At 42.4% G+C, this 15,210-nt stretch carries 11 protein-coding genes; 1 reads left to right on the top strand and 10 read right to left on the bottom strand.

Features of this window, described 5'->3' with window-relative positions:
- Window positions 1-9: 9 nt before the first annotated feature.
- The 10 genes from clpA to AC5JP1_RS05955 all read right to left on the bottom strand — a co-directional run bounded on the left by clpA (window position 10) and on the right by AC5JP1_RS05955 (window position 14,704).
- Complete coding sequence (gene clpA / locus AC5JP1_RS05910; RefSeq protein ID WP_493843507.1) at window positions 10-2,556, bottom strand: ATP-dependent Clp protease ATP-binding subunit ClpA; 2,547 nt, start codon at window positions 2,554-2,556, stop codon at window positions 10-12.
- Window positions 2,557-3,267: 711 nt separating this feature from the next.
- Window positions 3,268-3,648, bottom strand: a complete 381-nt coding sequence (locus tag AC5JP1_RS05915) for an ATP-dependent Clp protease adaptor ClpS (protein ID WP_493843508.1) — start codon at window positions 3,646-3,648, stop codon at window positions 3,268-3,270.
- A 201-nt stretch (window positions 3,649-3,849) separates the two neighbouring features.
- Window positions 3,850-4,629, bottom strand: a complete 780-nt coding sequence (locus AC5JP1_RS05920; protein ID WP_493843509.1) for a hypothetical protein — start codon at window positions 4,627-4,629, stop codon at window positions 3,850-3,852.
- Window positions 4,630-4,819: 190 nt separating this feature from the next.
- Entirely contained in the window at window positions 4,820-5,887 is a 1,068-nt protein-coding gene (gene argC, locus AC5JP1_RS05925; RefSeq protein WP_493843510.1) for an N-acetyl-gamma-glutamyl-phosphate reductase, read from the bottom strand.
- A gap of 86 nt (window positions 5,888-5,973) precedes the next feature.
- Window positions 5,974-7,110 carry a uroporphyrinogen decarboxylase gene (hemE, locus tag AC5JP1_RS05930; protein ID WP_493843511.1) on the bottom strand — a complete coding sequence of 379 codons (1,137 nt, stop codon included), beginning with the start codon at window positions 7,108-7,110 and terminating at the stop codon, window positions 5,974-5,976.
- Between the two features lie 231 nt (window positions 7,111-7,341).
- Window positions 7,342-8,514, bottom strand: a complete 1,173-nt coding sequence (gene proB, locus AC5JP1_RS05935; protein ID WP_443524535.1) for a glutamate 5-kinase — start codon at window positions 8,512-8,514, stop codon at window positions 7,342-7,344.
- A gap of 78 nt (window positions 8,515-8,592) precedes the next feature.
- Window positions 8,593-9,795, bottom strand: coding sequence for an Obg family GTPase CgtA (cgtA, locus tag AC5JP1_RS05940; RefSeq protein WP_443524536.1), 1,203 nt, complete (start codon window positions 9,793-9,795; stop codon window positions 8,593-8,595).
- A gap of 303 nt (window positions 9,796-10,098) precedes the next feature.
- Window positions 10,099-11,541 carry a glyceraldehyde-3-phosphate dehydrogenase gene (locus AC5JP1_RS05945; RefSeq protein WP_493843512.1) on the bottom strand — a complete coding sequence of 481 codons (1,443 nt, stop codon included), beginning with the start codon at window positions 11,539-11,541 and terminating at the stop codon, window positions 10,099-10,101.
- Window positions 11,542-11,894: 353 nt separating this feature from the next.
- The gene (locus tag AC5JP1_RS05950; protein ID WP_493843513.1) at window positions 11,895-13,061 is read right to left on the bottom strand and encodes a lipocalin family protein; all 1,167 of its coding nucleotides are present in this window, start codon (window positions 13,059-13,061) and stop codon (window positions 11,895-11,897) included.
- A 455-nt stretch (window positions 13,062-13,516) separates the two neighbouring features.
- Window positions 13,517-14,704: an NUDIX domain-containing protein gene (locus AC5JP1_RS05955; RefSeq protein WP_493843514.1), complete on the bottom strand. Its 1,188-nt coding sequence runs from the start codon at window positions 14,702-14,704 to the stop codon at window positions 13,517-13,519.
- A gap of 298 nt (window positions 14,705-15,002) precedes the next feature.
- Between AC5JP1_RS05955 and hemP the strand changes: the two genes are divergently transcribed.
- Window positions 15,003-15,161 carry a hemin uptake protein HemP gene (gene hemP, locus AC5JP1_RS05960; protein WP_227672156.1) on the top strand — a complete coding sequence of 53 codons (159 nt, stop codon included), beginning with the start codon at window positions 15,003-15,005 and terminating at the stop codon, window positions 15,159-15,161.
- The last annotated feature ends 49 nt before the right edge of the window (window positions 15,162-15,210 follow it).

The following is a 15,210-nucleotide window of genomic DNA, read 5'->3' on the forward strand; positions in this document are numbered from 1 at the left end:
GTAAGCTGCTTAGCTGGCTACTGACTCAGAGTCCGAACGCGGCTCGTGAGTTTCAACGACTGTCAGAACGATTCGACTGTCAGATGAGCCTTTATCCGTAGACTTATCTAGCTTCACGGTATCGCCATCTTGTATGTCGTCTGCTTTGGGTTCCAAGGTCAAGTGAACTACCCCACCATTCACCAATTCGCCGAATAAGATCATACTTGCCAATGGCTTTTTGATTTCATCCTGAATCAGGCGCTGCATCGGACGCGCACCCATCAGACGGTCATAACCTTTGTCAGCTAGATAATCCCGTACGTCATCATCAATCTCTAAAGTGACTTGCTTATCATCAAGCTGTACTTGCAGCTCAACCAAGAACTTATCAACAACCGATACGACAACTGAAGTATCTAGGGGATTGAATTGAATAATCGCATCTAAACGGTTACGGAATTCTGGCGTAAAGACGCGCTTGAGTGATTCGGTATTATCACGACTATGATCTTGCTGAGTAAAGCCCATAGAAGAGCGACTGATACTATCAGCACCAACGTTCGTCGTCATAATAACGATGACTTGCTTGAAGATAGCAACACGGCCGTTATTGTCCGTCAAGGTACCATGATCCATGACTTGCAGTAACAAGTTGAACACATCAGGATGCGCTTTTTCAATCTCATCAAGAAGTAATACGCAATGCGGATGTTGGTTGATTTTTTCAGTGAGCAAACCACCTTGATCATACCCGACATAGCCTGGAGGCGCACCAATCAGGCGCGAGGCAGTATGGGCTTCCATATACTCTGACATATCAAAACGTACCAGCTCTACGCCTAACAAGTTAGCAAGCTGACGTGATACTTCTGTTTTACCCACGCCTGTTGGTCCTGCAAACATAAACGAGCCAATTGGCTTATCTGGTGCTTTTAATCCTGCACGAGACAGTTTAATGGCATCAGCAAGTGTTGCAATCGCCTCATCCTGACCAAACACTAGATGCTTAAGGTCGCGATCCAAATGTTCAAGAATGCTCTTGTCATCACTTGATACAGACTTAGGCGGAATACGTGCAAGCTTAGCAATAATAGCTTCAATATCAGCCACGTCGATTTTCATTGGCGGTTTCTCTGCTTTTGATACTTTTACACCATCAGTAGACTTAGCGCGGTCATCTGCCTTAGCAGCTTCGGCTTCATCTAACATTTCATTATCACTGTCATTGTCTGCATCGATATCAACCTCTTCAGCATCGATTTGCGCATCAAAATCTTGCTCTAAATCGGCAATAAAGCTCTCTTCGGCATCAATGTCTTCTACATCAGGTACCACGCCCAAACGCTTATAAGCACCTGCTTCGTCGATTACGTCAATAGCTTTGTCAGGCAAGAAACGTTCGTGAATGTGCTTGGCTGATAATTGTACTGCCGTGACTAATGCTTCATCGGTATATTCGACATTGTGGAACTCTTCGTAACGAGGTTTGAGACCGCGTAAGATATCAATAGTATCATCGACGCTAGGCTCTTTTACATCGATCTTCTGGAAGCGACGCGATAGTGCATGATCTTTTTCAAACACCTGACGATACTCAGTAAAGGTAGTTGAACCAATACAGCGTAGCTCACCATTAGCAAGTGCAGGCTTAATTAAGTTTGATACATCCATATTACTACTCATCGACGACCCTGCGCCAATGATCATATGAATCTCATCAATAAAAAGAATAGCATTTGGTTTCTTCTTCAAAGCATCAAGCAATGATTTCATACGCTTTTCAAAATCACCGCGATATTTGGTGCCCGCGATCAGTGAACCAATATCAAGGCTATAGATCACGCAACCATTAAGTGGTTTTGGCGCTTTGTCATTGATGATTAACCATGCTAAACCTTCAGCGATAGAGGTTTTACCAACACCAGGCTCACCCACCAATAATGGGTTGTTTTTGCGGCGGCGACATAAGACTTGAGCTGCACGCTCAATTTCAGAAGCACGTCCAATTAAAGGATCTGTCTTACCTTCTGCAGCACGTTGGTTTAGATTGGTCGCGAATTCAACCAATGGATCTTTGCTGGTTTTTTCAGATGCACTGCGGCGCTCGCCAGACATAGAAGTACGAGGTTCAGACGGCTCTTCTTTGTCTTGACCATGTGACAAATACTGGGTCAGCTCAAGGCGACTAATGCCCTGTTTTTTGAGCAAATAAACGGCATAAGTATCATGCTCTGAGAACATAGATACCAAAATATCAGAGCCTTCAACTAGGCGACCACCGCCTATAGATTGCACATGAAAAATAGCACGCTGCAAAATACGATCAAAGCTTTGCGTTGGTTGCGGCGATTGTTCCGTGTTTGCATCGATAGTTGGCGTATGCTTATTGATATACGCTTCAAGCTCAGACCGCAGTGCCGACACGTTGGCATTACAAGCAGTCAACGTATTGGCAGCGTGGGTGTTTTCTAGTAGCGCTAGTAGCAGATGTTCAACAGTGAGATACTCATGCGATTTTTGGCGCGCAAGCGTCATTGCTAAACGTAGAGAAACTTCAAGATGACGACTTAACATAACAACTTCCTACGGTTATATCTATCTTTATAATTGATAGTTTTATGAATGAGTTAGTAAGTAAATCAGGGCGGCAGATCGATTGTTCAAGGGTGATATTCGTATTATTACAAGCCGTGGATATATTGTTTGTGATAACGATTGTTTTACGAATGCTTAACCTATCTACCAGTTAGCAGTGATTGTGATAATTCATAGTCGCTTGTCTTTATATCAACACGATATTTGGACGGAGTCAATCTATTAACGCAGACTAAAGTGTATCAAAGCATACAAAAAGTAAGTGTTAAAAGGCTAAGCAGCAACGACTGACACTCAAAATTTTGAGCAGATAAAAGATGAATGGACTATTAGGGGTATTAATATCGAAAGGATTATTTGAGTACTATGCCAAATGACTATGCTAAATAGCTCTGTAGCCAACAAAGCAGCTATCATAATAGTATCGAATTCAAAGCTATTTATAGATACACTTTAATATATAAGGATATATTATGAAAAAATCAAGTCTATCATAGCGACGTGGCTGCTCACTAATATGGTTAATACAATGAAGATTTGAAACGAAGTAATTAGAAAAATAAGTATTGAAAGAAAAGCAGATGTTGGGAAGATAAGTGATCAAGCTCACTGTAATAGTGAGCCATTTATATATGTTAAAAAATTCGGCATGGTAAGGCAAATACTGATAACAAAACGAGATATAAAAGCTTATTCACCTTGATGAGGTTCAATCTGTGTCAGCAACGGATAACCTTCACGGTGCGCTAAGCTATTTACTTTTTTGGCTTTGGTCTCAGCAATATCCTTGGGGTAAATGCCAGCAATGCCTTTGCTACTGTTATGAATCGTCAACATAATCTCAACCGCAGAATCCATGGTATGGCGAAACTCTGACTGTAAAATATAAACAACGAATTCCATTGGCGTATAGTTGTCATTGTACATAACCACTGCATACATTGGTGGTTTAGCGACTTCTGGTTCTGCGACCAATACATCTGCTTGCGGTGATGTTTCATCATCGGTATCGCCATCTTGTGCACGATACGCAGGTATATGTGGAAAGTGCCAATCAGCAGTTGTTGGCATGTCTTGTGATATCATTTTTTTCATCATAATCAAAGTATAATTATAAGGTAAGTTTAAAATAAAAGAAGTTATAAAGGCAGGCGGTGAACCATGATGCAAAATATAATTACTAACTATAGTCGCTCTACTTTCTATGACTATAATCGTTCTACTTTGCTTTTGGCTATATCATCGCTATTAGATGTTTATTAGGACACGTCCCTATTGCGAAATAGGACTTTCATCGACTTCTGGCAAATCTAAAAGTGATGGTAACATGTTATCAACTCTATCGCCGAGTCTCCAATCATACAGTTGTTCCACCTCTTGCCCACCTGCTTGCAAGCTAAGCTTTGCTTGTAAAGGCTTGAAACCTGATGGCATCACAAAGCGACCACGTATACGGACAATACCTTCAATAGCATAGCTTGCAGGATCTAGGGGCACTTCTACAAGGTCATCATTGTTGAGCAGTGTCAACGTTGGTCTAAGACGCTTGGCCTGACCATCGCTGCTAAGCATCCCGATGTCAAAACCATACTCAAAAGCATTTTCGGGTAGTGGCTCAATCTTGGCGCCTAATACTTGCAGTGGCATACCGCCTTTATCACTAATGACATCAGCATATAATTCATTGAGCTGTGTGACTTGTCTGTTTTCTACTGTCAACGCTTGCTGGTTTTCACGCAGCTCGTTGAGGTTCGCTAAGCTTATGGCCAATTCTTGCTTGGCAGTTGCCGCCTGATTCATCGCTATCTTGTTACTGAGACGCAAGTCCTCAAGTGCTGCTGTCGCTTCAGTACCATCGATAATTGCTTGTTTAGCTTGTGTTTCCATCGAGTGAAAGCCGCGCTGATAGCCAAGCTTATGACCAAATACTAATCCAACCACAGCTGTTACTAATACGGCTACCACGAACAATGCCAGTACTAGCGTAGATGCGCCGCGTTGATTGCTCCCGACATGCTGTTCAAAACCATTATCATCTTGATTGGAATGCATTTTGTATCCCAAATCAGATAGAACAGGTTCTTGACACGATAAGTGTGCTGACTTCGAGAAAAAGCGTAGTTCAAGCTTAGTACGCATCTAGAGGGTATCTCTTAAAAGTAAGGGCAAGTCATTATAGCGGAATTTATAATCAATACCTAGTATCATAAATATGAATGACTTAAACGCAACAAAGTCAGTATTAAGGAACAATAGGCGCAAAATTTAGTCCCATTGTCTCATCAAATCCAAACATCACATTCATATTTTGAACGGCCTGTCCTGCTGCACCTTTTACCAAATTATCTTGTACGACAATAACCGTCAATTCGGCGCGCTCATTGTCTTGGTGTATCGCAATGCGCAAACGATTACTAGCACGCACACTGCGTGTGTCTGGATAAATACCTTTTGGCATGACATCAACGAAACTTTCTAAGGCGTAGCTGTCTTCAAACGTTTGCTGCCAATCAATAGCCACGCCCTCATCAGTCAATTCCATATGAATCGAGCTGAGCATGCCACGTATCATCGGTACCAGATGCGGTAAGAAACGGATACGGTGGTCAAACTGACTACCCAATAACTGTGCAACACCCTGCTCTATCTCAGGTAAATGGCGATGACCTTCAACGCTATAGGCTTTGAAGTTATCGGTTGTCTCAGCATAGTTGAGTGCAAGCGATGCTTGGCGACCAGCACCAGATACTCCAGATTTGGCATCAATTACGATACGAGACTCAATCAACCTTTTTGTTTGTTCATTTTGTGCTTCGATGATTGGTTTTAGTCCCAAGATTGCAGTGGTTGGATAACAGCCAGGATTACCTACTAACAATGCACTGGCAAGCTTATCACGATTGATTTCAGGCAATCCATAAACCGCTGTCTTCAACAGCTCAGGACAGGCGTGAGACTGTTTGTACCAGTGCTCAAACTCAGTCAATGATTGCAAACGAAAGTCAGCAGCCAAATCAATAACTTTTACGCCAGCTTGCGTGAGCGCTTCAGCTTGCTTCATCGCTACACCATGTGGCGTTGCAAAAAACACAACATCACACTCTTTTAGTGCACTCAGCGTGTTATCACCCAAATCACTGAACACGATGTCAGAGATACCGCGCAAACTTGGAAATATTTCATCAGCACGAGTGCCAGCTTCGCTACGCGAGGTAAGCAAATCAATAGAAACCTCAGGGTGAGCAGACAATAAGCGAATGAGCTCGATACCTGTATAGCCTGTACCACCAACAATAGCTGCTGAAATCATAAAACACTCTCTTTTATTCAAAATTACTAGACAATACCAATAGGTTCTTACATGGCTCATCTAGCCATACAAGAGTAAGCCCAATTTTAGATTTTATAGTCGTGTACTGCATCGACAAAGACTTTGGCATTGTCAGGATTGACCCATTGAGTAATGCCATGACCTAAGTTTGCTATATAGCCTGTCTTTTCGCCATCTGCATAAGCACGATCAAGCATCGCATTCACCTCAGCACGAATAGTCGCTGGTGATCCATATAGTGTTGCTGGATCTAAATTACCTTGAATGGCTTTGCTACTTTGCAGCTTTTTATGTTTTTTGGTCAATTGGCGCTGGCTTTCAGTCAATACTTGACGCGCACGGTCAAGTGGCATCGTCCAGTCTAGACCTAGCACATCAGCCTCACTATCAGCCTGAGTATCAAGCCATAACCCGCCACCTTTAGTAAACAATACTACTGGTACTTGCGGGTGACGCAGCTTCAGTTCAGTGACGATGCGTTTGTTGTAAACGTGCGAAAACTCAATAAACTGACGATGGCCAAGTGCGCCGCCCCAACTGTCAAATATTTGTACAATCTGAGCACCGGCAACGATTTGTGCATCTAGGTAATCGATAACCGAGGTAGCAAGCTTATCCAATAATTGATGTAAAAAACCAGGATTACTGTACAAAAAACCTTTTGTATAGCGGTAATCTTTTGAGCTTCCGCCTTCAATCATATACGTAGCTAGCGTCCACGGGCTGCCTGAAAACCCAAACAATGGTACTTGACCATTCAATGCTTTACGGATACTTGTGACGGCGCGCATCACATAGTCAAGAGAATCATTAGGTTCAAGTACCGGCAATCTATCAAGATCTGCCTGTTCACGAATCGGGTGTTTGAACTTAGGACCTTCACCCGTTTCAAAATAAAGACCCAATCCCATAGCATCAGGAATGGTCAAAATATCACTAAATAAAATAGCAGCATCTAGATCAAAACGACGTAATGGCTGGAGCGTCACTTCAGTAGCTCGATCTGTATCTTTGCACAGACTCATAAAGTCGCCTGCTTCAGCACGAGTGGCTTTGTACTCTGGTAGATAACGACCAGCTTGACGCATCATCCAAACTGGCGTGGTATCGATGGGTTCAAAGCGCAATGCGCGGAGCAGTCTGTCATTTTTTAAAGGGGCAAACTGCTGCTGAATCGAGTCACTATTGTCTAAAGCACTCATGTACAAATCTCCAAAGTAACACAATATCCATAATCGTTAACGGATGCTGTATTGGATAAAATAGATTGAATAAAATAATAAACGGTTATAGCGTATGAACCACATCAACTGAGGTTAAGAAAAACTTACCACCTATTTGTAGCTGATAAATTCATCTAACGCACCTAATATCTAGCGTACCTAAAACTTAGAGACGCTAGATAAAGTAAAGGCGGCTACACAACTTATGCACTATACGGTGAGTGCAAGATTATCACGATGTACCATAACCACGCGTTCTTCATTGTTGCCAAAGATCTTATCGAACTGTTCAGTACGCTCACGAGCGACGCGGCGTGCATCATTCGATGAAAAATTCACCTGTCCCACTGCAATACGCTCGCCAGTATCTTGATGGGTGATTTCTACGACGTCGCCTTCATCGAAGTCGCCACGCACATCTACCACGCCAACAGGCAATAGACTTCTATTGTGTTCAGTGAGCGCGTTGGCAGCGCCAGCATCAACCATCAGACTTCCTGCCATGCGCAAATGAGCTGCAAGCCACTGTTTACGTGCAATGATTTTGTCTTCGTCATTGGTAGTCAGCAATGTGCCTACCGCCTCACCTGACACCACACGAGTGATCACATCATCAATCGCACCGCTCACGATAACAGTTGGGCAACCGCCCATCGCAGCCAGACGACCCGCACGGATTTTGGTCAACATACCACCGCGTCCGAGCTTGCCACCGTCACCTGCTATGTCAAATAAATAATCAGCCATCGCACGCTCTTGACGGATCATTTTGGCATTGGGGTTGTCACGTGGGTTATCAGTAAATACCCCATCTTGATCCGTTAAAATAATGTACAAGTCTGCATTGATCATCGCCGCTGCCATGGCACCCAACGTATCATTATCACCGAATTTGATTTCATCAATAGTGATGGTATCATTTTCGTTGATAACGGGCAGTACACGCCATTCTAATAGTTGCGTCAGCGCACTTGTGGTGTTGAGATAACGGCTACGATTGGACAAATCATCGTGCGTTAATAGAAGCTGCGAGCTTTGAATACCATGCTGAATCAGAGCTGACCACCACGTTTCGATCAAACCCATCTGACCGATAGACGCACAAGCTTGTAGTGCAGCCAGTTTTTTGGGACGCTCCTCGAGATCCATACGTACCACACCTTCGGCAACGGCTCCTGATGACACCAGCAACACCTCTACGCCTTTTTTGTGTAAGCGAGCAATTTGCTTTGCCCACTCATATATGGCAGTACGATCCAGCCCCCGACCATTGTTAGTCAGTAACGACGAGCCAATCTTGACAATAACGCGCTGAATATCAAAGTTGCGATCTTGTTTAATAAACCTTGCTTCTTCGGTCGTATTTGCGATGTCACCTGCCATATAAACTCCTTTTTCTCACATAAATTGATTAGAGGGATTAATTTAATCATTCAAGTATATCAGCTCAAGCATACTAGCTTAAGGAACGTACATTACTTCAACACCATCGTCGTCATCGTCGTCATCAGACAAATCTAAACCTTCACGTGCCGCTTTTTTGGCTGCACGGTATGCTTCACGCTGTGCTTCAGTATTTAGACGTACTTCTGCTTCTAGTCGCTCAAAACGCTCTTTTTGTGCGTCAGCAAAGATAGGATCTTCTATCTCGCGCTCACGCTCACGTTCGATCTCATTCATTAAGTGATATTTGACTGCATCGACGCCTTCACCCGTTAAGGTTGCTGTGCGGAATACAATGCCTGTCCAGCCCAGTTCTGCTACGATATGCGTACATAGCTCATTCAGCTCTTCTTCAGCCACTTGGTCAATTTTGTTCAATACCAAAATCTGCGGTAGATTAGCCAATTCGGGCGAAAAACGCTCAAGCTCATTTAAGATAACGCGGGCATTCTCGACCGGATCACTACCATCGACTGGCTTTACATCAACCAAATGCAATAGACGACGGGTACGCGCAACATGCTTTAAGAAACGAATGCCAAGTCCTGCGCCTTCTGATGCGCCTTCAATTAGACCAGGAATGTCAGCCATCACAAACGAACGATGACGACCGATATCAACCACACCGAGGTTAGGAACTAGCGTGGTAAAAGGATAGTCAGCAACTTTTGGTCTGGCAGCAGAAACCTGACGGATAAAGGTAGACTTACCTGCATTAGGCAAACCAATCAGACCCACATCAGCCACTACTTTTAGCTCAAACTTAAGAACCTTTAGCTCACCTTCAAAACCTGAAGTGGCTTTACGCGGCGCTTGGTTGGTAGAGCTCTTAAAATGCGTATTACCCAGACCACCGTCACCACCTTTGGCAATCAGCAACGTCTGACCAATTTCAATCAAATCACCCAATACTTCATCGGTTTCAGTATCAACGACCGTCGTGCCAACTGGTACAGGTAAATAAAGATCATCTGACCCCTTACCTGAACAGTTTCTACTATGACCATTTTCTGCTCTCATGGCGTCATGACGACGTGTGTAACGATAGTCAACTAGGGTATTGGTGTTGTCTTCTGCAATGACATACACATCTCCACCCTTGCCACCATCACCACCATCAGGACCACCGCGCGGGACATATTTTTCTCGGCGAAAACTGGCGATTCCGTTACCACCGTCACCTGCTTTTACCGTTACGACGGCTTCATCAATAAATCGCATTCTACGTTCCTTAATTCACAATCCAGTGTATAAACTGGTAACAACCAACGGCTGTATTTTGGGTTTTGCTAGACTATTACGTCATAATGAAAACTAGACAAGCATCTATTACTCAACGCCCATTATGACAATAACACCCGATAATCAATCGGACTATCGGGTGTCTAAGTATGACAGTTAAAGTCATATCAATCTATTCAAAGTGGTATCGACGAGCGCATAACTATTAAATAACGCTGATCTAAAGTAAATACGACTTCGATATGATTAATAGCATGTCATTGCTCTATTGTGTTCAGTACACTATGCTGGAATTTGAGCGTAGCTGATTCCTGCCATTTGTGTCGCGAGACGTAGTACCTGAGTGCTGTAACCTACTTCATTATCATACCAAACATATACGATAGCTTGGTTGTCAGTTAGGATAGTCGCTTGCGCATCAACAATACCAACGTGAGTTGTACCCACAAAATCTGTCGATACTGCTTCTGTAGAGTCTGTATAAGCGATTTGCGACTGCCACGTGCTGCTGTTAGCCATTTTACGTAAGAACTCATTTAAAGCTTCAGCATTTGCTGGTGCATTTTTTAAGTTCAAGTTCAAAATAGCTAAGCTGACATTTGGCGTTGGTACACGGATCGCGTTACCAGTTAGCTTGCCATTCAATTCTGGCAATGCTTTACCAACTGCTTTTGCTGCACCTGTGCTGGTAATAACCATATTCATGACAGCACTACGACCACGGCGATCTGCTTTATGGTAGTTATCAACCAAGTTTTGATCGTTGGTAAATGAGTGAATAGTCTCTACGTGACCATTTTCGATACCGTACTCATCGTTTAGTACGTTTAGCGTTGGCGTAATCGCATTGGTCGTACAGCTCGCAGCACTAACGATAGTATCGTCGCCAACGGTATCGTTGTTCACGCCATAAACGACGTTTTTGATATCACCGCCAGCAGGTGCTGTTAATAAGACCTTTTTCACGCCTGTCGCTTGCATATGCTTACCAAGACCAGCTTCGTCTTTCCAGATACCTGTGTTATCGATAACTAATGCATCATCAATACCATAAGCAGTATAGTCAATCTCGCTTGGGTCTTTAGCATAGATAACTTGTACAAAACGGCCATTCACAATCATGCCGTTATTGTCGTCATCAATACTAATGCCGCCTAAGAATCTACCATGGATTGAATCACGTTCAAGCAATGAAATACGCTTAGCCAAGTCACCAGCAGCAGCTGGACGCACAACGATGGCTTTTAATTGTAAGCCTTTTGCACTTGAGGCTTGTGACAGTAATAGTCGAGTCAAGATACGACCAATACGACCAAAACCATACAGCACAACATCTGTCGCGCCATTTGTAGCGCCAGCATTGTTGATAGACTGTAAAGCAGTTTGTAAGTCAGTATCGTTAGCGATCAGTTGTCCAACATCGATACGAGTGGCTTGGATATCAGTATTTTCTGAGATAACTTTTACCATTGCTAAAGTATCAGAGATATCGATAGATTTGGCACCGTGGTCACGTAGGGCTACTTTTTGATGTAGCGCTAATATCTGACTGACTGAGGTAGAATCTAGCGTTTCACCAAACAAAGTCACTTGTACATCTTGCGCATTGTAAAGCTTGTTCAATAGCCCCATAAGCTCAATGGCTTGTTGCTCTTGATTGTTGTAATTTTTCAAGTGGTCTTGATGTAATTGGCGTAAGGTATCAGCGTTGCTCACGAGAAACATCCTTATGGTCAGTAATGTATGGTCAATAAAATACGGAGAAGTATAAATGAGATAGGTCGTGTATGCTCTAAGTGGTGACTGTAATGCGATTATCAACCACTATCAACATCAGTTCTTGACGTCAGAGTATTCAAATCGCCTCGATTTTAGCCTAAAACGCCTTATTTTGCCAGTGATAACCGTTTACATAGTATGTATTAGCATCCTAATTCTGATGTATAGCAATAAAAATAAAGCAGCACGGACGGCTGCTTTATCTTGAATTAGTCTAACTATTGAATATGAATTGTTGATGATATATCAAAAATTTGCATCTAAATCTCTGTAGAAGAAGATATGTGGCTTATTCAGCTTTATGGTACCAAGTTCACGGTTTGATCAGTTTGTGACGTCAGCGTAAACTCTTTTAAATCGTAACCTTGCTGCTGCGCAATTTGGCGGTACTTAGCATAGGTCTCTTGGCTGATATTTGGTGAACGTGCCAATAACCATAAGTATTTTTTGTCAGGTGTGCCCACGAGAGCCGTTTTGTAGTCTTCATCACGTGCCAGCACCCAATAATCTGCACGACCTACTGGAATCCATCTGATCCACTTAGGTAGGAATGTCACTTTTAGTTTACTACCACTATCATCTACTGGCTTTGCTAGACCTTCTGCAACGATATCTGAACCATCTGCAGCCACACATTTATTGGTGACTGTAATGCCTGAACCATCATTATTTTGAGCATAATTTGCGGTTACGTCACCCGCGCACTTACGCTGAAAGTACATCGGCAAACGACCAACTTCATACCATGTCCCTGCGTAAGAATTTAGATCTACATTATCTACTGTGGTTGGTGTATTTGTAGACTTATAGATAATATCACTTGGCTTAACTGATAACATGTCAGTTGTGGTTTTTTCGCTCATCGCATTACTAGACGTTTCAGTAGTTGCCATATCTACTGGTGGTGTGGCTGCATAGGCTGAAAACGCCGCTAACGGTATAATAATCGCTAACGCAATGCCCGTATGTTTGATAAGTCCATTCATAAACACGCGCTCCGGTATCTCTTTGTACGATGAGTCGATATCAGCTGATGACATGTTATCATCCTGTGGGACGTTATCTTTTAAGTTGCTCATTTGATCATCCAAAAGCCCTGATATCAACGGCTCATCTTTGTTCAGTGTTTTTGGTCGTTTGTAGCCATTAGCAGTATTGAATTGTTCTATGACCTGACGATTCATGGCTGACTCTTTTGTATCATTGGAATCTTGGTCAGCGCTTTTGTATCCAGAATAGTTATGCGACAAGACGTTATCTTCTGCTAAGTAGTCTGAATACTCATTATCTGAACGTTCATTATTTATGTCTTTATGGCTATAGCTAGCGTCATTACTGGCGTTTTTGGTCTGCTGCGTGACATAACTGTGCCTGCGATAATCGCTAGACGGTATAGACTGCTGAGATTGAGAACCAGCTGCCTGTGTGTCAGTCCATTCTGACTTAGGTAACTTGTTGGTTTTCATAGGGATACCATTATTAATAGTGACTGTTGAAGTTCTTTGCGTATATCATCTATCTAGTTCCATTTATCTATCTAATTTCTAAATGAATATTGGCTATAAAATCGAGAACATATTCAAGCTTTACTACTACCAACGCTTTTATTTATTATAATTATTATAGAATCGTCGTTAGTAGATCCATCACTGAAAAATAAATGTACTTTAGATATGCAATATATATTAAGGGCAGTCAGGCGATTAAAACAGTAGTCCAATGTAGGGAAACGCAACGGTTTGTAAATAACGATGTGTTTGTGCATTGCTATAAATACATCATAACCACACAGTTACTTACTGAATAAATATTTTAAAAATCAGTTATCTACATTTACTTATTTTAATAGTCGCATGTGATGATCTAGCCAAAGTCTATACAAACAATATCGATAGTTGAACTATATTTATTTTTACATTCTTTACAAATGAAACTGACTGATACCAGCAATACTGAGACCGCCATGGTTTAATGCTTGTTCAATCATCGAAGGCGCCAATCCGCCTAAGCTGATAACAGGCATATCAGCCAACTGTGCCAATGATGACCATGACTGCCAACCAAGTGGTATGGTATCAGGATGCGTTTGGGTCGCTAATACAGGAGACAGGAGCATGCCGATGACTGGAGGTAAACCCTGCTCGATACGCGCGCTGGCAAGCTTGTTGACAGCATCAATACTGGCAGTATCATGGCAACTAACAATGAGTGGATAATTATTGAGCGAGTGATCAGCGAGCAACTGGCAAGTGAATGAATAGTTATCAGGCAGTAACGGTTCAGACGCTATAACGCCCTGAGTATTAGTAAGCCATTCCATTAATGCTGAATGTGTTAAGTGCCTAGCGACGATTGAATCGTTGGTTTTTTTGTGAGTAGCTTCTACTGATACTTCAGTGTCAGTGTCAGTGTCAGTGTCAGTGTCAGTGTCAGTGTCAGTGTATTGATAATCGCTGCTATACGGTAAAATTGCCAGAAGATCTGGACGTGCGTCCATTAGCTGCTTGGCTATAGACTCTGAACCATTGTGCTTCAAGCGAATATATGCCCAAGATTTTGGAGGTAGTTTTTCTTGATGATATTGTAGCCATGCTGTTTTTGGATCAGTATGCTGATGAAAATCAGCTAAAGGATAAGTGATTGCTATTTGTGTAGGTAGCTTCAACCATTCTAGAATAGTTTTGTTGGCAGCAGGCAACGGGTAGTCGCCTGCCAGTAGACGCGACTTATCTGCCCACGTTATTGCCTGCCCTTCTAGACCATACTCATGGCTCTTATACTGCTCGTACTGCTGCGCTGTCAGCTCAATCTTATAAACCTGCAAGCTGACTTGCTTATCACCATAATCATGGTGCAAACGCCCAAGCTTAACGATAGTATTATCATCAACTAAGATACCTGTCTCTTCAGCTACTTCTCGTTTTAGTGCCTGCTCTGCTGATTCAGTCGCCTCTATCTTGCCGCCTACAAACTCATAGCGATTGCCTTGATGCTGTGCTGCATCTCGGAACCCAAGCAAATATTGGTTTTGGTAATGTATAACTGCGACAGCCACATTGACGATGGTTACGTTTGTTATTGCTGACGGGCTGTTTGATTCGCTTGGCATGGCGTTGTCCTCTACTATTATGTCTGTTGATGATTTTTAATTATTTGGTTTGAATCGGCTGTATCAATGAAGTTGATTCAAGCATACGAGATTTTTGTGCATGCAAATGTGCGTACATAACTTTCGAACTTTATCGTTTGTGACGCTAATATTAGATAAGTTTACATAATAACTGCATTTTATTTTATCAATTGCTTGCAAATTCCTTTAATCTAAATGATAATTATTATCGTTAAAGTCAGTTACGATATAGCTAATTTACTAAGCCACTTACTATCAAAAGGAATTCACCATGAGCATGGTTATCTCTCGTTATTTAAACTGCCGTGAAAATCGTCTGCCGACTCTACAATCACAGCATCTATTTGCTTTGACCAAAGAAGTACGTATCGAACATGAGGGCGAAGAGTATCGACTACGCCTAACTCGTAACAACCGTTTGATCCTGACCAAATAGTTTAGTACCGTTTATTTGTACTTATAAAAAAACGCCTTCATTACAAGGC

Source organism: Psychrobacter sp. H29 (genome assembly GCF_059073055.1).